Raw genomic sequence first — 19,608 nt, 5'->3', positions numbered from 1 at the left:
CCGGGCGCTGCCTCGCACGTCAGATGCGCCACAGCAGGTCGGGCAACGCGGGCCGGCGGCGTCCGACCCACGCGGCCTCGATGCCCACCGTTCGGATCGTCGACCGCAGAACAGGCCCCAGGGAACTAGTCTGGAAGGGTCGAGCCCCAGACCACCACCGTCACGATGATGTGGCGCGCCCCGACGCGCCGCAGGAAAGAGGTCCGGTGAACGCGTTCACCCCCGCCCACCCCTTCGCGTGGAACGACCTTGACCGACGCGCCGTCGACACGGCGCGCGTCCTGGCCGCCGACGCGGTCGAGAAGGTCGGCAACGGGCACCCCGGCACCGCCATCTCGCTCGCCCCCGTCGCGTACCTGCTCTACCAGAACTGGCTGCGCCACGACCCGACGGACTCGAGCTGGCTCGGTCGCGACCGCTTCGTGCTCTCCGCGGGCCACTCGAGCCTCACGCAGTACATCCAGCTCTACCTCGGCGGCTTCGGCCTCGAGCTCGGCGACCTCGAGGCGCTCCGCACGTGGGGCTCCCTCACGCCGGGCCACCCCGAGGTCGGCCACACGCAGGGCGTCGAGATCACGACGGGCCCGCTCGGCCAGGGCCTCGCGTCCGCGGTCGGCATGGCCATGGCGCAGCGCCGCGTGCGCGGCCTCCTCGACCCTGACGCCGCCCCCGGCGAGAGCCTCTTCGACCAGCGCGTGTTCGTCATCGCGTCGGACGGTGACCTCCAGGAAGGCGTGACGAGCGAGGCCGGCTCGATCGCCGGCACGCAGGAGCTCGGCAACCTCGTCGTCATCTGGGACGACAACCGCATCTCGATCGAGGGCGACACGTCGATCGCGTTCACCGAGGACGTCGCGGCCCGCTACGCGGCCTACGGCTGGCACGTGCAGGACGTCGACTGGACCGCCGGCGGCGAGTACCACGAGGACGTCGCGGCGCTCGACGCCGCGATCGCCGCGGCCGTCGCCGAGTCGTCGAAGCCGTCGTTCATCCGCCTGCGCACGATCATCGCGTGGCCGTCGCCCACGAAGCAGGGCGACCACTCCTCGCACGGCTCGAAGCTCGGCGGAGCCGAGGTCGCGTCCCTCAAGGAGGTGCTCGGCTTCCCGACCGACGTCGCGTTCGGCGTCGCGGACGAGGTCGTCGCGCACTCCCGCGGCCTGCAGACGCGCGGTGCCGAGGCCCACGCTGGTTGGGACGTCCGCCTCGCCGAGTGGCGAGCCGCGAGCCCGGAGCGTTCCGCGCTCCTCGACCGCCTCTCCTCACGCGAGCTTCCCGAGGGCTGGGCCGACGCCCTCCCCGTGTTCGAGGCCGGCAAGGCCGTCGCGACGCGCGCCGCCTCGGGCAAGGTCCTCACGGCGCTCGCCGACGTGCTCCCCGAGCTCTGGGGCGGCTCGGCCGACCTCGCGGGCTCGAACAACACGACGATGTCCGGCGAGCCGTCGTTCCTCCCCGCCCACCGCTCGAGCCACGAGTTCGCGGGCGACTCCTACGGCCGCACGCTCCACTTCGGCATCCGTGAGCACGGCATGGGCGCGATCCTCGCGGGCATCGCCCTCTACGGCCTCACGCGCCCGTACGGCGGCACGTTCTTCCAGTTCTCCGACTACATGCGTGGTGCGGTCCGTCTCGCGTCGCTCATGGGGACGATGGCGCAGTGCTCCCCCACCTACGTGTGGACGCACGACTCGATCGGCCTCGGCGAGGACGGCCCGACGCACCAGCCCGTCGAGCACCTCGCGGCGACCCGCGCGATCCCCGGCCTCTCGATCGTCCGTCCTGCGGACGCCAACGAGACCGCGGCCGCGTGGCAGGCGATCCTCGAGCGCGACAACGGCCCCGTCGGCCTCATCCTCACGCGCCAGAACGTCCCGACGTTCCCCCGCGGGACCGAGGGCTACGCGCCCGCCGAGGGCCTCGCACGCGGCGCCTACACGCTGCTCGACGCGAGCAACGGCGCACCTGAGGTCGTGCTGCTCGCGACGGGCTCCGAGGTCCACGTCGCGGTCGCCGCACGCGAGGTTCTCGAGGCCGAGGGCACCCCGACGCGCGTCGTCTCGGCGCCGTGCCTCGAGTGGTTCGACGAGCAGGACGAGGCGTACCGCGAGTCGGTGCTCCCCGCTGCCGTCCGCGCCCGTGTCTCGGTCGAGGCGGGCCTCGCGCTCAGCTGGTACCGCTACCTGGGCGACGCCGGCCGCGCCGTGTCCCTCGAGCACTACGGCGCCTCGGCCTCGGCCGAGAAGCTCTTCGAGGAGTACGGCTTCACCACGGAGAACGTCGTCGCGAAGGCCCGCGAGTCCCTCGCGGCCGCCGCGCGCTGACGCTCCGCACCCCACCCGGTGCGCGGCCCTCGTGGCCGCGCACCGGGCGTTCGCACCCCCGCCACGCGGGACGTGTCACGCAGCCCCGGCCGCTGGAACCAGGCCGACCCGCGACGTCGGGTACACGTCGCAACCCTGAGGAGCAGCCATGAGCTCATCCCCTCTCACCCACCTCTCCGGCTCGGGAGTCGCCGTCTGGCTCGACGACCTCTCGCGGCCCCTGCTCACGGGCGGCGGCCTCGCCGATCTCGTCCGGGAGAGCTCCGTCGTCGGCGTGACGACGAACCCCACGATCTTCGCGGGCGCCATCTCGGGCTCGGACGCGTACGACACCGACCTCCACGCGCTCGCCCACGAGGGCGCGGACGTCGAGGCCGCGATCACACGGCTCACGACGGACGACGTGCGCGCCGCGCTCGACGTCCTCGCTCCCGTCCACGCGGCGACGGGCGGCCGCGACGGCCGCGTGTCGATCGAGGTCGACCCGCGCCTCGCGCATGACGCCGACGGCACGGTCGCGCAGGCGGCCGAGCTCGCCGCGATCATCGACCGGCCCGGGCTGCTCGTGAAGATCCCCGCGACCGTCGAGGGCATCGACGCGATCACGCGCACGATCGCCGCCGGCATCTCCGTCAACGTCACGCTGATCTTCTCGATCGAGCGCTACCTCGCGGTCATCGACGCCTACCTCACGGGCCTCGAGCTCGCGCGCGCGGCCGGGCACGACCTCGCCGGCCTCCGCTCGGTCGCCTCTTTCTTCGTCTCCCGCGTCGACACCGCGGTCGATCCCCTGCTCGACGCGTCGGACGACCCGCGCGCCCCGGGCCTGCGCGGCACGATCGCGCTCGCGAACGCGCGGCGCGCATACCAGGTGCACCTCGAGACGCTCGCCTCGCCGCGTTGGGCGGCTCTTGCGGCCCTCGGTGCTCACCCTCAGCGCCCGCTGTGGGCCTCGACGGGCGTCAAGGACCCGTCGCTGCCCGACACGCTCTACGTCGACGCGCTCGTCGCCGACGGCACGGTCAACACGATGCCCCGGGCCACGCTCGACGCCGTCGCCGACCACGGCTCGACGTCCACGAACACGACCGACACGATCACCCCGGCGATCGAGGACGCCCTCGACCGTCTCGCCCTGCTCCGCGAGGTCGGTATCGACCTCGACGCGGTGACAGACACGCTCGAGCGTGAGGGCGTGGCGAAGTTCGCCGCCAGCTGGGACGACCTCCTCGCGACCGTCGCGACGAAGATCTCCCCGACCGACGCATCCCAGGAGGACGCCCAGTGAGCCCCACCGAGGTCACCGCCGAGCACAACCCACTGCGCGACAGCCGCGACCTGCGCCTGCCCCACATCGCGGGACCGTGCAGCCTCGTGATCTTCGGCGTCACGGGCGACCTCGCCCGCAAGAAGCTCATGCCCGCGGTGTACGACCTGTCGAACCGTGGCCTGCTGCCGCCCGGCTTCGCGCTCACGGGCTTCGCACGGCGCGACTGGGACGACCAGGACTTCGCGCAGGTCGTCCACGACGCCGTCAAGCAGTACGCACGGACGCCGTTCCGCGAGGAGGCCTGGGAGCAGCTCGCCGAGGGCATCCGCTTCGTCCAGGGCTCCTTCGACGACGAGTCCGCGTTCGAGGAGCTCGCCCGCACCGTCCAGGAGCTCGACGTGCAGCGCGGGACGCGCGGCAACCACGCGTTCTACCTCTCCGTCCCGCCGAGCGCGTTCCCGACGGTGTGCCGTCAGCTCGCGCGCTCGGGTCTCTCGAAGCCGCAGGTCGCTGAGGACGACGCCCAGCCGTGGCGCCGCGTCGTCATCGAGAAGCCCTTCGGGCACGACCTCGCCTCGGCACGTGAGCTCAACGACGTCGTCTCCGAGGTCTTCGACCAGTCGTCGGTGTTCCGCATCGACCACTACCTCGGCAAGGAGACGGTCCTCAACCTCCTCGCGCTGCGCTTCGCCAACCAGATGTACGAGCCGATCTGGAACAACCACTACGTCGACCACGTGCAGATCACGATGGCCGAGGACATCGGCATCGGTGGCCGTGCCGGCTACTACGACGGCATCGGCGCGGCGCGCGACGTCATCCAGAACCACCTGCTGCAGCTCCTTGCGCTCACCGCGATGGAGGAGCCTGCATCGTTCGCGGCCGACGACCTCGTCGCCGAGAAGATCAAGGTTCTCAGCGCGATGCGCCTGCCCGAGAACCTCGGCGAGCACACGGCCCGCGGCCAGTACGCCGCCGGCTGGCAGGCTGGCGAGGAGGTCAAGGGCTACCTCGACGAGGACGGCACCGACCCCGCGTCGACGACCGAGACGTACGCGGCGATCCGTGTCGACATCGACAACCGCCGCTGGGCGGGCGTGCCGTTCTACCTGCGCGCCGGCAAGCGGCTCGGCCGCCGCGTCACGGAGATCGCCGTCGTCTTCAAGTCGGCGCCGCACCTGCCGTTCGACTCGACCGAGACGAGCGACCTCGGCAACAACGCGATCGTCATCCGCGTCCAGCCGGACGAGGGCGTGACCATCCGGTTCGGCGCGAAGGTCCCTGGCACCGCGATGGAGGTGCGCGACGTGACGATGGACTTCGGCTACGGCCACGCCTTCACGCAGTCGTCCCCCGAGGCCTACGAGCGCCTCATCCTCTCGGTGCTCCTCGGCGAGCCGCCGCTGTTCCCGCGCCACGAGGAGGTCGAGCTCTCGTGGAAGATCCTCGACCCCATCACCGCGATGTGGGCCGCGGAGGGTGCCCCCGAGGCCTACCGCTCGGGCACGTGGGGTCCTACGTCGGCGGACGAGATGCTCGCCCGCGACGGTCGCGTCTGGCGACGCCCGTGACCCTCTCCGCACCGACCGTGACCCCCGGCGCCGTCCGCGCCTCGACCGCCTCGAGCGAGGAGAGCCACGCATGATCATCGACATGCCGAGCACGACGACGACCGCCGTCGCGAAGAAGCTCATCAAGCTGCGCCAGGAGGGTGGTGCCGTCGCCCTCGGGCGCGTCCTCACCCTCATCATCGTCACCGACGAGGCCGCGACGACCGAGGCGATCGACGCCGCGAACGTCGCGTCGCGCGAGCACCCGTGCCGCATCATCGTCCTTGCGTCGAGCACGACGACGACCGGCGTGGACGCGCAGATCCGCATCGGCGGCGACGCCGGTGCGAGCGAGGTCATCATCCTCACGGGCCCGGCGGCCGCGTTCGAGCACGCGGACACGCTCATCATGCCGCTGCTCCTGCCCGACGCACCGATCGTCGCGTGGTGGCCGCGGGAGGCTCCCGCGAACCCCGGCAAGGACGTCATCGGTTCGATGGCGCACCGCCGCATCACGGACTCCTACCGGTCGACGGACCCGCGCGCCACGATCCGTACGCTTGCCCGGTCCTACCGGCCCGGCGACACGGACCTCGCCTGGACGCGCACGACGATCTGGCGCGGGCTGCTGACCTCGACCCTCGACCAGCCGCCGTTCGAGCCCGTCACGAAGGTGACGGTCACGGGACAGGACGACCACAGCTCGCTCGACCTGCTCGGCGCGTGGCTCGGTGAGGAGCTCGACTGCGAGGTCGAGATCGTCCGCACGCCCGGCGCCCAGGCCGTCACGGCCGTGACGCTCACGCGCCCGTCGGGCGACATCACGCTCGCGCGTCCTACCGGCAAGATCGCGGTGCTCTCGCAGCCCGGGCAGCCCGACCACCGCATCGCGCTGCCGGTCCGGCAGCTGCACGAGTGCGTCGCCGAGGAGCTCCGTCGCCTCGACGAGGACGAGATGTACGGCGAGGTCCTCACGCTCGGCCTCGTGCGGGTCGCGCCGTGAGCGCAGTGCGCACGGTCGTCGTCCACCCTGACGCCGACGCGCTCGCCGTGACGACGGGGGCCCGTCTCCTCCTCCAGGTCCTTGACGCGCAGGCCGTCCGCGCACCCGTCCACGTCGTCCTCACGGGCGGCACGGTCGGCATCCGGCTCCTCGCCGAGGCCGCGCGCAACCCTCTGCGCGACCTCGTCGACTGGTCGGACGTCCACGTGTGGTGGGGTGATGAGCGCTTCGTCGGTGCGTCCGACGCGGACCGCAACGCGCTCCAGGCGCGCACGGCGCTCCTCGACTCGCTCCCGCTGCCCCCCGGCAACGTCCACGAGATGCCGGCTGCACGCCCTGAGGACCCGTCGTTCGGGCCCGACGAGGCCGCGGCCGAGCACGCTGCCGAGCTCGCCCGCTACGCGCCCGAGGGGGCGGCGACGCCCGTCTTCGACGTCGTGCTCCTCGGCATGGGCCCTGACATGCACGTCGCGTCGCTCTTCCCGGGTCACCCGGCCCGCGACGCAGTCGGCACCCCGACCGTCGGCGTCCACGACTCCCCCAAGCCGCCGCCATCGCGCGTCTCGCTCACCTTCGAGGCGATCAACGGGGCCCGTGAGGTCTGGGTCGTCGCCGCGGGCGCGGAGAAGGCCGACGCGGTGGCTGCGGGCCTTGCCGGCGACCCTGAGTCATCAGCGGCACACGTGCACGGCACAGAGCGCACGCTGTGGCTCGTCGACGCCGCGGCCGCCGGGACCGCGGCCACGGACGCCTGACGCGGCTCCTGAGGCTTCACGCAGAAGGCCGGCACCCCCGCGGGGGTGCCGGCCTTCTGCGTGGATGCAGACCCGTTCCGTGCCAGGGACGAGAGGCGGCTCAGCCGCCTCGGCGCGCCCGCAGCGCGGCGAGCGCCTCGTCGAGGAGGGCCGTGCCGTCCTCGTCGGTCCGCCGCTCCTTGACGTACGCGAGGTGGGTCTTGTACGGCTCGTTGCGCACGGGCGACGGCGGGGCGTCGGCGTCGAGCCCTGCGGGGTAGCCGCAGCGCTTGCAGTCCCACTGCGCCGGGATCTCGGTCGACGGGCCTATGGCGAACGTCGCACGGGTCTGGTGGCCGTTGGCGCACCAGTAGGACACTGCGTGCCGATCTGCGAGGTCTCCTCGCTCGGCCTCGCCCATCGGCCCTGCGCCGACGCGCGAACCGCGGATCGCGTTACCACCAGCCACGTGAGACTCCCCTGTCGTCGTGGTGCGTGAGCCGCCCGGTGGCGGCCCGGTTCAGAGCTTGGCGATGAGGCCGAGTGCGACGATCGTCAGGACCCAGACGACGACGAACCCGACGGTGAGGCGGTTGAGGTTGCGCTCGGCGACGCCGGAGCTGCCGACCGAGGCGGTCATGCCACCACCGAACATGTCGGAGAGGCCGCCGCCCTTGCCCTTGTGCATGAGGACGAGCATGACGTTCGCGAGGCTCGTGATGACCAGGATGACCTGGAGGATGATCTTGAGAATGTCCACGAGCGGAAGGGTCCTGTTCGTCTGTGCGTGATGCGGTGGCGTCTGCCACCGGGGTCAAGAGTAGGCCAGGGGGTCCCGGAGAGGCCAACGCCCCGCCGACAGGCGGGACGCGGACCTCTCCGGAGACCGGTCAGGCCTGCTGGAAACGCGCGATCTTCGCGAACTCCTCGGGGTCGAGCGAGGCGCCCCCGACGAGAGCCCCGTCGACGTCCTGCTCGGCCATGAGCTCGACGATCGAGCTCGACTTCACGGAACCGCCGTAGAGGACGCGCACGGCGTCGGCGACCTCGGCCGAGTAGAGCTCGGCGAGGCGCGCACGGATCGCGCCGTTGACCTCCTGGGCGTCGGCCGGGGTCGCGACCTCGCCCGTGCCGATGGCCCAGACGGGCTCGTACGCGACGACGACCTTGGCCGCGTCCTCGGCCGAGATGCCCTCGAACGCACCGTCGACCTGTGCGAGCGTGTACGAGACCTGCTCGCCGGCCTTGCGGACGTCGAGGCCCTCGCCGACGCACACGATCGGCACGAGGCCGTGCGCGAGGGCGTTCTTCGTCTTGGCGTTGACGAGCGCGTCGTCCTCACCGTGGAACTGACGACGCTCGGAGTGGCCGATCGCGACGTACGTGACGCCGAGACGCGCGAGGAACACGGGCGAGATCTCGCCCGTGTAGGCGCCGGACACGTGCGCGGACACATCCTGCGCGCCGTAGGAGAGGCCGGACTTCTCGGCATCGACGAACGTCTGCACCGAGCGCAGGTCCGTGAACGGGACGAGGACGGTGACCTCGGCGGCGGCGAAGTCGTGCTTGCCGTCCTTGAGGTGCCAGTCGAGCTTCTGGACCAGGTCGATGCCCTCGAGGTGGTCCTTGTTCATCTTCCAGTTGCCCGCGATGAGCGGGGTACGGGTAGCCATGATGGGTCTCCTAGGGGTTCAGGCGTCGAGGACGGCGATGCCGGGGAGCGACTTGCCCTCGAGGAACTCGAGGCTCGCGCCACCACCGGTCGAGATGTGGGAGAAGCCGGCCTCGTCGAAGCCGAGGATGCGCACGGCCGCGGCGGAGTCGCCACCTCCGACGATCGAGAACGCGCCGTCCGCGGTCGCGTCGACCATCGCCTGCGCGACGGCACGCGTGCCGCCGGCGAACGCGTCGAACTCGAAGACGCCCATGGGGCCGTTCCAGACGATCGTCTTCGCGTCCGCAAGCTTCGCGGCGAAGAGCTTCTGCGACTCGGGGCCGATGTCGAGACCCATGCGCTCGGCCGGGATCGCGTCGGCGGCGACGACGTCGTGCGGGGCGTCGGCGGCGAAGCCGTCGGCCGCGACGATGTCGACGGGCAGGACGATCTCGACGCCGCGCTCGGCAGCCGTCGCGAGGTAGCCCTTGACGGTGTCGATCTGGTCGACCTCGAGGAGCGACTTGCCCACGGAGTGGCCCTGCGCGGCGAGGAACGTGAAGACCATGCCGCCACCGATGAGGAGGCGGTCAGCCTTCTCGAGGAGGTTGGCGATGACGCCGAGCTTGTCGGAGACCTTCGAGCCACCGAGGACGACCGCGTACGGGCGGGCCGGGTCCTCGGTCGCCTTCTTGAGGGAGTCGACCTCCTTGAGGACGAGCTCACCGACAGCGGCCGGCAGGACCTGCGCGATGTCGTAGACCGACGCCTGCTTGCGGTGGACGACGCCGAAGCCGTCGGACACGTACGCGTCCGCGAGCTCCGCGAGGTCGGCGGCGAGCGACTGGCGCTCCTCCTCGACCTTGGACGTCTCGCGCGCGTCGAAGCGGATGTTCTCGAGGAGGACGACCTCGCCCTCGCCGAGGGCTGCGACGGCGGCCTTCGCACCCTCGCCGACGGTGTCGGACGCGAGCGTGACCTTCGCGCCGAGCAGCTCGCCGAGGCGGGCGGCGACGGGCGCGAGCGAGTACTTGTCCTCGGGGGCGCCCTTGGGGCGGCCGAGGTGGGCCGTCACGACGACCTTCGCACCGGCGTCGACGAGTCGCTTGAGCGTCGGCAGCGCGGCGCGGATGCGGCCGTCGTCGGTGATGGTCGTGCCGTCGAGCGGCACGTTGAAGTCGGAACGGACGAGGACGCGCTTGCCGCGCAGGTCGCCGAGGTCAGCGATGGTCTTCACCAGGTGCTCCTGATTCGTGCTGGATGGAAGGGGGTGGGACGGCTCGCACGGGCGCCGGAAAAGCGAGACGTCCGCGTGCGCGCCCCGGTGCCGGGGCGCGCACGCGGACGTCAGGCGCTCATCGTGCGTGCGCAGGGAGCGTCAGAGACGCGCGCCCACGTACTGCGTGAGGGAGACGAGCGAGCTCGAGTAGCCCCACTCGTTGTCGTACCAGGCGACGACCTTGACGAGGTCGCCGGACACCTTGGTGAGCTTCGAGTCGAAGATCGAGGTGTGCGGGTCCGTGATGATGTCGGAGGAGACGATGTCGTCCTCGACGAACTTCAGAACACCCTTGAGCGGGCCCTCGGCAGCGGCCTTGACCGCGGCGTTGACCTCGTCGATCGTGACCTCGCGCGAGGCCGTGAAGGTGAGGTCCGTGGCCGAGCCGGTGATCGTCGGCACGCGCATCGCGAAGCCGTCGAGCTTGCCCTTGAGCTCCGGGAGGACGAGGGCGACGGCCTTGGCCGCACCGGTCGACGTCGGAACGATGTTCTGCGCGGCGGCGCGGGCACGACGGAGGTCCTTGTGCGGGCCGTCCTGGAGGTTCTGGTCACCCGTGTACGCGTGGATCGTGGTCATGAGGCCACGCTCGATGCCGATCGCGTCGTTGAGCGCCTTCGCCATGGGGGCGAGGCAGTTCGTGGTGCACGAGGCGTTCGAGATGATGTTGTGCTTCGCGGGGTCGTAGTCCTCGTGGTTGACACCCACGACGAACGTCGCGTCCTCGTTCTTCGCCGGGGCGGAGATGATGACCTTCTTGGCGCCGGCCTCGATGTGCGCAGCGGCCTTCGTGGCGTCCGTGAAGAAGCCGGTCGACTCGATGACGATGTCGGCACCGAGCTCGCCCCACGGGAGGTTCTTCGGGTCACGCTCGGCGAGGGCACGGATGGCCTTGCCGTCGACGATGATCGCCTCGTCCGTGTACTCGACGGAGAGCGGGAAGCGGCCCAGCACGGTGTCGTACTTGAGCAGGTGCGCCAGGGTGTGGTTGTCGGTCAGGTCGTTGACACCGACGATCTCGATGTCAGCGCCGGACTCGACGATGGCGCGGAAGAAGTTGCGGCCGATGCGGCCGAAGCCGTTGATGCCGACGCGGATGGTCACGTTGCCCTCCTCGGGGCGCGTCGGCTGACACCGACGCACACAATTGTTGACGAACTGTACGTACGTCGATGTACGCGATGAGATGCGGACCGCGCTCCTCGTTGCCGAGGATTGTGGTCCGCACCACCGAACGGAACAAGCCTATACCGTCCGGGGGTCCTTCGATGGGACGAACGTCCGAGCGGACGCCGTCCTTCTCACGGATCGAGCAGCTCCGGGGCAAGACCCGCCTCGGTGTCGGGGATCCCGAGCTCCTCGGCGCGCTTGTCCGCGGTCGCGAGCAGCCGCCGGATGCGGCCGGCAACAGCGTCCTTCGTGAGCGGCGGGTCGGCGATCTGGCCGAGCTCCTCGAGCGACGCCTGCTTGTGCGCGAGCCGCAGCTCACCGGCCTCGCGCAGGTGCTCGGGCAGGTCAGCGCCGAGGATCTCGAACGCACGCTCGACGCGCGCGCCCGCCGCGACGGCGGCGCGCGCGGAGCGACGCAGGTTGGCGTCGTCGAAGTTCGCGAGCCGGTTCGCTGTGCCCCGCACCTCCCGGCGTGCCCGACGCTCGTCCCACACGACCGCAACCTCGGGCGCTCCCATCTGCACGAGCAGCTGGGAGATCGCCTCGCCGTCGCGCACGACGACGCGGTCGACGCCGCGGACCTCGCGGGCCTTCGACTGCACCCCGAGGCGTCGCGCTGCGCCGACGAGCGCGAGCGCGGCCTCGGGGCCTGGGCACGTGATCTCGAGGGACGACGAGCGCCCCGGTTCCGTGAGCGAGCCGTGCGCGAGGAACGCCCCGCGCCACGCGGCGGCCGACTCCTCGGTGCCGCCCGCGACGACCTGCGGCGGCAGCCCGCGCACGGGCCGACCCCGGTTGTCGAGCAAGCCTGTCTGCCGGGCGAGCGACTCGCCCTCGCGCACGACGCGGACGACGTAGCGCTGCCCCCGACGCAGCCCGCCCGGGGCGATGACGACGACCTCGCTCTGGTGGCCGTACACCTCAGCGATCGACGTCTTGAGCCGCCTCGCGACGACCCCCGTGTCCACCTCGGCCTCGACGACGATGCGTCCCGAGACGATGTGGAGCCCACCCGCGAAACGCAGGAGCGACGAGACCTCCGCCTTGCGGCAGCTCGTCCTGTCGACCCGGAGCCGCGCGAGCTCGTCCTTCACCTGTGCGGTCAGTGCCATGCGGACCATCCTGCCATCTGCGGGGACGTGCCCGGCCCCGTGCCCGTCCCGGAGGACGAGCGACGTGCGGACCCGGCCTCAACGAGGGGACACGTCGCCGAGCACGCCGTCGAACACGTCACGGTACGCCGCGGCGAGCCGCAACGTGTCGTGCCGCGGGCTGCCGTCACCGACGCGCACCTGCCGCATGACGGTGCGCGCACCCATGGCCCGCGCGACCCGCGTCAGCTGCTCGACGTCCTCGACCGACGACGGGTCCGCGAGGACCACGTCGACCCGCAGCCCCGGCGCGTGCTGGTGCAGGACGTCGAGGTGGTCCGTCGCGGTGAGCCCCTCGGTCTCCCCCTCCTCTGCCGCGAGGTTGAGAGTCACGCACCGGCGCGCGTCCGTCGAGTGGAGCGCCTCGGACAGCTCGGGGACGAGCAGGTGCGGCAGGACCGACGTGAACCACGACCCCGGCCCGAGGACGACCCAGTCGGCGGCACGGACAGCCTCGACGGACTCGGGGCACGCTGGCGGGTCCGCAGGGACGATGCGGACCTGCTCGATGCGCCCGTGCACGACCGCGACGTGCGACTGCCCCGTGACGATCCCGACGCTGCCGTCGACGGCACGCACGTCGGCCTCGATCGCGAGCGGCACCGACGCCATCGGCAGGACGCGACCCCGTGCCCCGAGCAGGCGCCCGACCCAGTCCAGCCCGTCGACCGTGTCGCCGAGGATGTCCCACACGGCTGCGATGAGAAGGTTGCCGACAGCGTGCCGGTCGAGCTCACCGTCGGACACGAAACGGTGCTGCAGCACGTCGCGCCACGTGCGTCCCCACTCGTTCTCGTCGCACAGAGCGGCCAGCGCCATGCGCAGGTCGCCGGGCGGCAGCACACCGAGCTCCTCGCGCAACCGGCCGGAGGACCCGCCGTCGTCGGCGACCGTGACGATCGCCGTGAGCTGCTCCGACATGAGCCGCAGCGCACCGAGGCTCGCCGACAGGCCGTGGCCGCCGCCGAGCGCGACGATGCGCGGGCCGTGCGGCGTGCGTGCGACCCGCACCGCGTCGCTACTCCTTGCCGAGGTCACGAGCCGTCACCACCACGCGGTGCCCAGCCTGGCGCAGCCTGCGCCCGAGCTCCTCGGACACCGCGACCGAGCGGTGCTTGCCACCCGTGCAGCCCACCGCGATCGTCGCGTAGGTCTTCTCCTCGGCGAGATAGCCTGCGAGCACAGGCTCGAGCGCCTCGAGGTACCTGTCGATGAAGGTCTGCGCGGGTACCTGGCCGAGCACGTAGTCCCGCACCGGCGCGTCGCGACCGTTGAGAGCTCGGAGCTCGGTCACCCAGTACGGGTTCGGCAGGAAGCGCATGTCCACGACCTGGTCGGCGTCGAGCGGCAGCCCGTACTTGAAGCCGAACGACACGATGTGCACGCGCAGGTGGTGGTCGAGGTCCGCGTGGATCGCCTGGCGCACCTCACGGCCGAGGTCGTGCACCGAAAGCTCGCTCGTGTCGATGACGATGTCCGCCTCGGCGCGCAGCGAACGGAGCATCTCGCGCTCCTGCGCGATGCCGTCCGTGAGCCTGCCGTCGCCCTGGACCGGGTGCGGCCGCCGCACGGACTCGTAGCGGCGCACGAGCACCTCGTCCGACGCGTCGAGGAACATCACGCGATAGTCGACGTCGAGCTTCTTGACGTCCGCGAGGAACGCCTCCAGGTGGTCGAAGAACTGCCGACCACGTACGTCGACGACGGCGGCGAAACGCGAGAGCGTGTCGCCCGCGTGCGCGGACATCTCGATGAGCGGGAGCAGCATCTGCGGCGGCATGTTGTCGACGACGTACCAGCCGAGGTCCTCGAGCTCGGCCGCTGCGCGCGACCGCCCGGCCCCCGACATGCCGGTGATGATGACGACCTGCGTGCGCTCGAGGCGCGGTGCGTGCGCGGACGCCTCAAGGGCGGGTATGTCCTCGGGGACGGTCGGCGGGGCGTGCTGGTCGGCGGGCTCGCGGGGTCCGTCGGTGCTCATGACCCCAGCATGCCAGCCCCGGGTCACATCGACGTCACGGCGTGGGAGCGCTCTGCCCCGACGCCTCCGTGAGAGGTGTCTCCACCGGCACGCTCTCAGCCGCCGCACCGGCGTCGGCGGACGGCGCGCCGCCGGACTGCACGAGAGCCGCGACGACCGCCGCGGCGGTCTGCGGGCCCATGCCCGGGACCGTCGCGATCTCGTCGACGCTCGCGGCGCGCAGCCGCTTGACCGACCCGAAGTGCGTGAGCAGCTTCTTCGCGCGTGCCGGACCGACGCCCGGGACCCCGTCGAGCACCGATGCCGTCATGGCACGCCCTCGACGCTTGCGGTGCGCCGTGATGGCGAAGCGGTGCGCCTCGTCGCGCACGCGCTGCAGGAGGTAGAGACCTTCCGAGGTGCGCTCCATGATGACCGGGTAGTCGTCGTCGGGCAGCCACACCTCCTCGAGACGCTTGGCGAGCCCGCACAGGGCGACGTCCGTGACGCCGAGCTCGTCGAGCGCCCGCCGTGCCGCGGCGACCTGCGGCTGCCCGCCGTCGACGACGACGAGGTTCGGCGGGTACGCGAAGCGCTTGCGGTCCTCGGCGGGCATCGCGTCGTCGTCGTCGAGCGCGCCGGTCGCAAGCTCGGGCTCCCCCACGTTCGCACGGTCGGCGAGGTAGCGCCGGAACCGGCGCGTGATGGCCTCGTGCATCGCCGCGGTGTCGTCGGGCACGCCGTTGCCGTCGGGACCCTTGATCGCGAACGTCCGGTACTCGCTCTTGCGGGCCAGCCCGTCCTCGAAGACGACCATCGACGCGACCTGGTGCGTGCCCTGGGTCGTCGAGATGTCGAAGCACTCGATGCGCAGCGGCGCGGAGTCGAGGTCGAGGGCCTCCTGGATCTCGCGCAGGGCCTGCGACCGCGTCGTGAGGTCGCCCGTACGGCGGCTGCGGTGGAGCGCGAGCGCGTGCTCGGCGTTCTTCAGCACCGTCTCCGCGAGCGTCGCCTTGGCGCCGCGCTGCGGAACCCGGATCTCGACCTTCGAGCCGCGGACACCCGTGAGCCATTCCGCGAGCCCTGCGGCGTCGTCGGGGATCGTCGGCACGAGGACCTCACGCGGGACGCCCTCGCGCCGCGCGTCGCGGTCGTCGGACTCCGCGGCCTCGCCGTAGACCTGTGCGAGCAGCTGCGCGACGAGGCCCTCGTCGGAGATCTCTTCGACCTTCTCGACGACCCATCCGCGCTGGCCGCGGATGCGTCCGCCGCGGACGTGGAAGACCTGGACGGCTGCCTCGAGCTCGTCGCCCGAGAGCGCGAAGATGTCGGCGTCCGTGCCGTCGTCGAGCACGACCGCGTTGCGCTCGACGACCTTCTCGAGCGCCGCGATGTCGTCACGCAGCCGCGCAGCACGCTCGAACTCGAGGTCTGCGGACGCCTCGCGCATCTGCGCGGTGAGCGGACCGAGGAAGCGAGCCGCGTCGCCTGCCATGAACGCGCAGAGGTCCTCGGCGAGCTCACGGTGGTCGGACTGGCTGATGCGACCGACGCAGGGTGCCGAGCACTTGTCGATATACCCGAGCAGGCAGGGGCGGCCGCTCTGCTCCGCGCGTCGATAGACGCCGGCCGAGCACGTCCGCACGGGGAAGACCCGCAGCAGGAGGTCGAGCGTCTCACGGATGGCCCACGCGTGGCCGAAGGGGCCGAAGTAGCGCGTGCCCGGGCGCTTGGCCCCGCGCAGGACCTGCGCCCGCGGGTAGGCCTCTCCCAGCGTCACCGCGAGGTACGGGTAGGACTTGTCGTCGCGGTACTTGACGTTGAACCGTGGGTCGAACTCCTTGATCCACGAGTACTCGAGCGCGAGCGCCTCGACCTCCGTGCGCACGACCGTCCATTGGACGCTCGCCGCGGTCGTCACCATCTGCTGCGTGCGCGGGTGGAGCGACGCGAGAGGCTGGAAGTAGTTCGCGAGACGCTGGCGGAGGTTCTTGGCCTTGCCGACGTAGACCACCCGACCGTGCTCGTCACGGAAGCGGTAGACGCCCGGGTCGGTCGGGATCTCCCCCGGCCGCGGCCGGTAGCTCGTCGGGTCGGCCATGGACCGTCAGGCCTCGGTCGAGGGCGCGGCAGCGGTCTTCGTCGTGCATTTTGCCGTCGTGGCCTTCGCCTTCGTCCCCGCCTTCGCCTTCGCGGCGGTCGTCGAGGCAGCGGCCTTCTTCGCCGTCGGGGCGGGCGCGAGCGGGACACCCTCGCCGAGCGCCTCGGCGAGGAACCGTCCCGTGTGGCTCGCGGGAACACCTGCGACGTGCTCCGGGGTGCCCTCCGCGACGACGATGCCGCCACCCGAGCCGCCCTCGGGGCCCATGTCGATGACCCAGTCGGCGTTCTTGATGACGTCGAGGTTGTGCTCGATGACGAGGACCGAGTTGCCCTTGTCGACGAGCGACTGCAGCACGGCGAGCAGGCGGCGGATGTCCTCGAAGTGCAGGCCCGTCGTCGGCTCGTCGAGCACGTAGATCGTGCGGCCCGTCGAACGGCGCTGGAGCTCGGTCGCGAGCTTGACGCGCTGCGCCTCGCCGCCCGAGAGCGTCGTCGCGGGCTGCCCGAGACGCACGTAGCCGAGCCCCACCGAGACGAGCGTCGTGAGGTGACGGGCGATCGCGGGGACCGCGGCGAAGAACTCCGCGGCCTCCTCGATGGGCATGTCGAGGACCTCGGCGACAGTGCGGTTCTTGTAGCGGACCTCGAGCGTCTCACGGTTGTAGCGCGAGCCGCCGCAGACCTCGCACGGCACGTAGACGTCGGGCAGGAAGTTCATCTCGATCTTCAGCGTGCCGTCGCCCGAGCACGCCTCGCAGCGCCCGCCCTTGACGTTGAACGAGAAGCGGCCGGGGCCGTAGCCGCGGACCTTGGCCTCCGTGGTCTGCGCGAAGAGCTTGCGCACGTGGTCCCACACGCCCGTGTACGTCGCGGGGTTCGACCGGGGGGTGCGACCGATGGGCGCCTGGTCGACGTGGACGACCTTGTCGAGGTGCTCGAGCCCTGTGACGCGCGTGTGGTAGCCGGCGACGCGGCGGGCGCCGTTGAGCTCGTTGGCCAGCACGGTGTGGAGGATCGAGTTGACCAGGGTCGACTTCCCCGAGCCCGAGACGCCGGTTACCGCGGTGAGCACACCGAGCGGAAAGCTCACGTCGATGTTCCGCAGGTTGTTCTCGCGCGCCCCGACGACCGTGAGCTGACGGTCCTTCTCGGTGCGGCGGCGCGTCGCGGGCATGGGGATGCTGCGACGGCCCGCGAGGTAGGCGCCCGTGACGGACTCCTTCGAGGCCAGCAGACCGGCGTAGTCGCCCGAGTGGACGACGCGCCCGCCGTGCTCACCGGCTCCGGGGCCGATGTCGACGATCCAGTCGGCCGTGCGGATCGTGTCCTCGTCGTGCTCGACGACGATGAGCGTGTTGCCGAGGTCGCGCAGGCGCGTGAGCGTCTCGATGAGCCGGCGGTTGTCACGCTGGTGGAGACCGATGCTCGGCTCGTCGAGCACGTAGAGCACGCCGACGAGGCCCGAGCCGATCTGCGTCGCGAGCCGGATGCGCTGGGCCTCCCCGCCCGAGAGGGACCCTGCGGCGCGCGCGAGCGTGAGGTAGTCGAGACCGACGTCGAGGAGGAAGCCGAGCCGCGCGTCGATCTCCTTGAGCACCTGCCCCGCGATGACCTTCTCGCGATGGCCGAGCTCGAGGCGGCCGAGGAAGTCGTGCGCCTCACGGAGCGACATCGCGCAGACCTCGGCGATCGAACGCCCCGAGACCTTGACCGCGAGGACCTCTGGCTTGAGACGCGTCCCACGGCACGTCGGGCACGGGACCTCGCGCATGAAGGCCTCGTACTTCTCCTTCGACCACTCGGACTCGGTCTCGGAGTGGCGACGCTCGAGGAACGTCATGACGCCCTCGAAGCCCGTGGAGTACTGGCGCTCACGACCCCAGCGGTTCTTGTACCTCACGTGGACCTTGTGGTCGCGTCCGAAGAGGATCGCCTCACGGGCACGCTCAGGCAGAGCGCGCCACGGAACATCCATCGAGAAGCCGAGCTCCTCGGAGAGCGCCGTGAGGACGCGCTCGAAATACTCCGAGGACGTCTGTGCCCACGGGGCGATCGCGCCCTCGCGAAGCGTGCGCTCCTCGTCGGGGACGATGAGCTCGGGGTCGACCTCGAGCCGCACGCCGATGCCCGTGCACTCGGGGCACGCGCCGTAGGGTGCGTTGAAGGAGAAGGTGCGCGGCTCGATCTCGTCGAGAGTGAGCTCGTGGTCGTTGGGGCACGCGCGGTGCTCGGAGAAGCGGCGCTCGCGCTCGGGGTCGTCGGCCGGCAGGTCGACGAGCTCGACGAGGACGAGACCGCCTGCCAGCCCGAGCGCCGTCTCGACGGAGTCGGTGAGTCGGCGCTGGACGCCCTCCCGTGCGACGAGGCGGTCGACGACGACCTCGATCGAGTGCTTGAGCTTCTTCTCGAGCTGCGGCGGATCCGTGAGCTGGACGACCTCGCCGTCGACGCGCGCACGGGCGAAGCCCTTGGTCTGAAGCTCCTTGAAGAGCTCCGCGTACTCCCCCTTGCGTCCGCGGACGACAGGGGCGAGGACCTGGTAGCGCGTGCCCTCCGGCAGCTCGAGCAGCCGGTCGACGATCTGCTGCGGGGTCTGGGAGGCGACGCGTTCGCCGCAGACGGGGCAGTGCTGCGTCCCGGCGCGCGCGAACAGGAGACGCAGGTAGTCGTACACCTCGGTGATCGTGCCGACGGTCGATCGCGGGTTCCGGTTCGTCGACTTCTGGTCGATCGAGACCGCGGGCGAGAGGCCCTCGATGAAGTCGACGTCAGGCTTGTCCATCTGCCCGAGGAACTGCCGCGCGTACGCCGAGAGCGACTCGACGTAGCGGCGCTGCCCCTCGGCGAAGATCGTGTCGAACGCGAGCGACGACTTTCCGGACCCTGAGAGGCCCGTGAAGACGATGAGCCTGTCACGGGGTAGGTCGAGGTCGACGCCCCGGAGGTTGTGCTCACGGGCGCCCTGGACGACGAGACGATCACTCACCCCGCCATCGTAGTGCAGAGAACCGCACTTTCGCACACGTGTTCGACGTCACGTCGCACCGCGGACGCGTCCACCACGTCGACAGCTCCCCTGCCAGGATGGCGGGATGACCGTCTACGCCGTGCAGTACACGTATACCGACGACACGCCGACGCTCGACGCCGTGCGCCCTGAGCACCGCGCATTCCTGCGCTCGTGCCTCGACGCCGGGTCGCTCCTCGCATCGGGGCCGCTCGAGGGCGGCCGCGCGCTGCTCCTGCTCGTCGCGCCGGACGTCGACGCGCTCGACGCGCTCCTCGCGCGCGACCCGTTCGCGGCAGCGGGCGTCATCGCGTCCGTCGAGTCCGCGACGTGGAACCCCGTGATCGGCCCGTGGGCAGAGCTCGCCTGAGCCCGCCTCGCAGCACACGAACGCCGGAGGGCGGTG

16 protein-coding genes are annotated in these 19,608 nt (G+C 71.3%); 6 read left to right on the top strand and 10 right to left on the bottom strand.

Annotation, left to right across the window (positions count from 1 at the left end; all coding sequences use genetic code 11):
• Positions 1 to 206 precede the first annotated feature (206 nt).
• The 5 genes from tkt (at position 207) to pgl (ending at position 6,899) form a co-directional block, all read left to right on the top strand.
• Positions 207 to 2,321 carry a transketolase gene (gene tkt / locus G7063_RS07455; protein ID WP_240916229.1) on the top strand — a complete coding sequence of 705 codons (2,115 nt, stop codon included), beginning with the start codon at positions 207 to 209 and terminating at the stop codon, positions 2,319 to 2,321.
• 148 nt (positions 2,322 to 2,469) lie between these two features.
• Positions 2,470 to 3,609, top strand: a complete 1,140-nt coding sequence (gene tal, locus G7063_RS07450; RefSeq protein ID WP_166413832.1) for a transaldolase — start codon at positions 2,470 to 2,472, stop codon at positions 3,607 to 3,609.
• Positions 3,606 to 5,162: a glucose-6-phosphate dehydrogenase gene (gene zwf, locus G7063_RS07445; protein WP_166413831.1), complete on the top strand. Its 1,557-nt coding sequence runs from the start codon at positions 3,606 to 3,608 to the stop codon at positions 5,160 to 5,162. The genes tal and zwf overlap by 4 nt, the downstream gene beginning before the upstream one ends.
• Positions 5,163 to 5,232: 70 nt before the next feature.
• Positions 5,233 to 6,144, top strand: coding sequence for a glucose-6-phosphate dehydrogenase assembly protein OpcA (locus G7063_RS07440; RefSeq protein WP_166413830.1), 912 nt, complete (start codon positions 5,233 to 5,235; stop codon positions 6,142 to 6,144).
• On the top strand, positions 6,141 to 6,899 hold the full coding sequence (gene pgl, locus G7063_RS07435) for a 6-phosphogluconolactonase (RefSeq protein WP_166413829.1): 759 nt from the start codon (positions 6,141 to 6,143) through the stop codon (positions 6,897 to 6,899). The genes G7063_RS07440 and pgl overlap by 4 nt, the downstream gene beginning before the upstream one ends.
• Before the next feature lie 100 nt (positions 6,900 to 6,999).
• Here the strand turns inward: pgl and G7063_RS07430 are convergent, their stop codons facing one another.
• From G7063_RS07430 to uvrA, 10 genes are all read right to left on the bottom strand, one after another.
• Positions 7,000 to 7,347 carry an RNA polymerase-binding protein RbpA gene (locus G7063_RS07430; RefSeq protein WP_166413828.1) on the bottom strand — a complete coding sequence of 116 codons (348 nt, stop codon included), beginning with the start codon at positions 7,345 to 7,347 and terminating at the stop codon, positions 7,000 to 7,002.
• A 51-nt stretch (positions 7,348 to 7,398) separates the two neighbouring features.
• Entirely contained in the window at positions 7,399 to 7,638 is a 240-nt protein-coding gene (gene secG, locus G7063_RS07425) for a preprotein translocase subunit SecG (protein ID WP_166413827.1), read from the bottom strand.
• A 130-nt stretch (positions 7,639 to 7,768) separates the two neighbouring features.
• Positions 7,769 to 8,551 (bottom strand): triose-phosphate isomerase, encoded by a 783-nt coding sequence (gene tpiA / locus G7063_RS07420; protein WP_166413826.1) that lies wholly within the window; start codon positions 8,549 to 8,551, stop codon positions 7,769 to 7,771.
• 18 nt (positions 8,552 to 8,569) lie between these two features.
• On the bottom strand, positions 8,570 to 9,769 hold the full coding sequence (pgk, locus tag G7063_RS07415) for a phosphoglycerate kinase (protein WP_166413825.1): 1,200 nt from the start codon (positions 9,767 to 9,769) through the stop codon (positions 8,570 to 8,572).
• A 141-nt stretch (positions 9,770 to 9,910) separates the two neighbouring features.
• Positions 9,911 to 10,915 (bottom strand): type I glyceraldehyde-3-phosphate dehydrogenase, encoded by a 1,005-nt coding sequence (gap, locus tag G7063_RS07410; protein WP_166413824.1) that lies wholly within the window; start codon positions 10,913 to 10,915, stop codon positions 9,911 to 9,913.
• Between the two features lie 197 nt (positions 10,916 to 11,112).
• A complete protein-coding gene (whiA, locus tag G7063_RS07405) occupies positions 11,113 to 12,093 on the bottom strand; it encodes a DNA-binding protein WhiA (RefSeq protein ID WP_166413823.1) in 981 nt (326 codons plus the stop codon).
• A gap of 78 nt (positions 12,094 to 12,171) precedes the next feature.
• Positions 12,172 to 13,143: a uridine diphosphate-N-acetylglucosamine-binding protein YvcK gene (gene yvcK / locus G7063_RS07400; RefSeq protein ID WP_166413822.1), complete on the bottom strand. Its 972-nt coding sequence runs from the start codon at positions 13,141 to 13,143 to the stop codon at positions 12,172 to 12,174.
• 7 nt (positions 13,144 to 13,150) lie between these two features.
• A complete protein-coding gene (gene rapZ / locus G7063_RS07395; RefSeq protein ID WP_166413821.1) occupies positions 13,151 to 14,113 on the bottom strand; it encodes an RNase adapter RapZ in 963 nt (320 codons plus the stop codon).
• Between the two features lie 34 nt (positions 14,114 to 14,147).
• Positions 14,148 to 16,193, bottom strand: a complete 2,046-nt coding sequence (uvrC, locus tag G7063_RS07390) for an excinuclease ABC subunit UvrC (protein ID WP_166413820.1) — start codon at positions 16,191 to 16,193, stop codon at positions 14,148 to 14,150.
• Between the two features lie 6 nt (positions 16,194 to 16,199).
• Positions 16,200 to 19,181 (bottom strand): excinuclease ABC subunit UvrA, encoded by a 2,982-nt coding sequence (gene uvrA / locus G7063_RS07385; RefSeq protein WP_166413819.1) that lies wholly within the window; start codon positions 19,179 to 19,181, stop codon positions 16,200 to 16,202.
• A 106-nt stretch (positions 19,182 to 19,287) separates the two neighbouring features.
• Here uvrA and G7063_RS07380 point away from each other — a divergent pair, with 106 nt between their 5' ends.
• A complete protein-coding gene (locus tag G7063_RS07380; RefSeq protein WP_166413818.1) occupies positions 19,288 to 19,572 on the top strand; it encodes a YciI family protein in 285 nt (94 codons plus the stop codon).
• Positions 19,573 to 19,608 lie beyond the last annotated feature (36 nt).

Origin of the sequence: Sanguibacter sp. HDW7 (assembly GCF_011300875.1) — a bacterium.
In the GTDB taxonomy this organism is placed as follows: Bacteria; Actinomycetota; Actinomycetes; order Actinomycetales; family Cellulomonadaceae; genus Flavimobilis.
The sequence above is the reverse complement of the archived record's forward strand: the minus strand, read 5'-3'. Positions and strand labels throughout refer to the sequence as shown.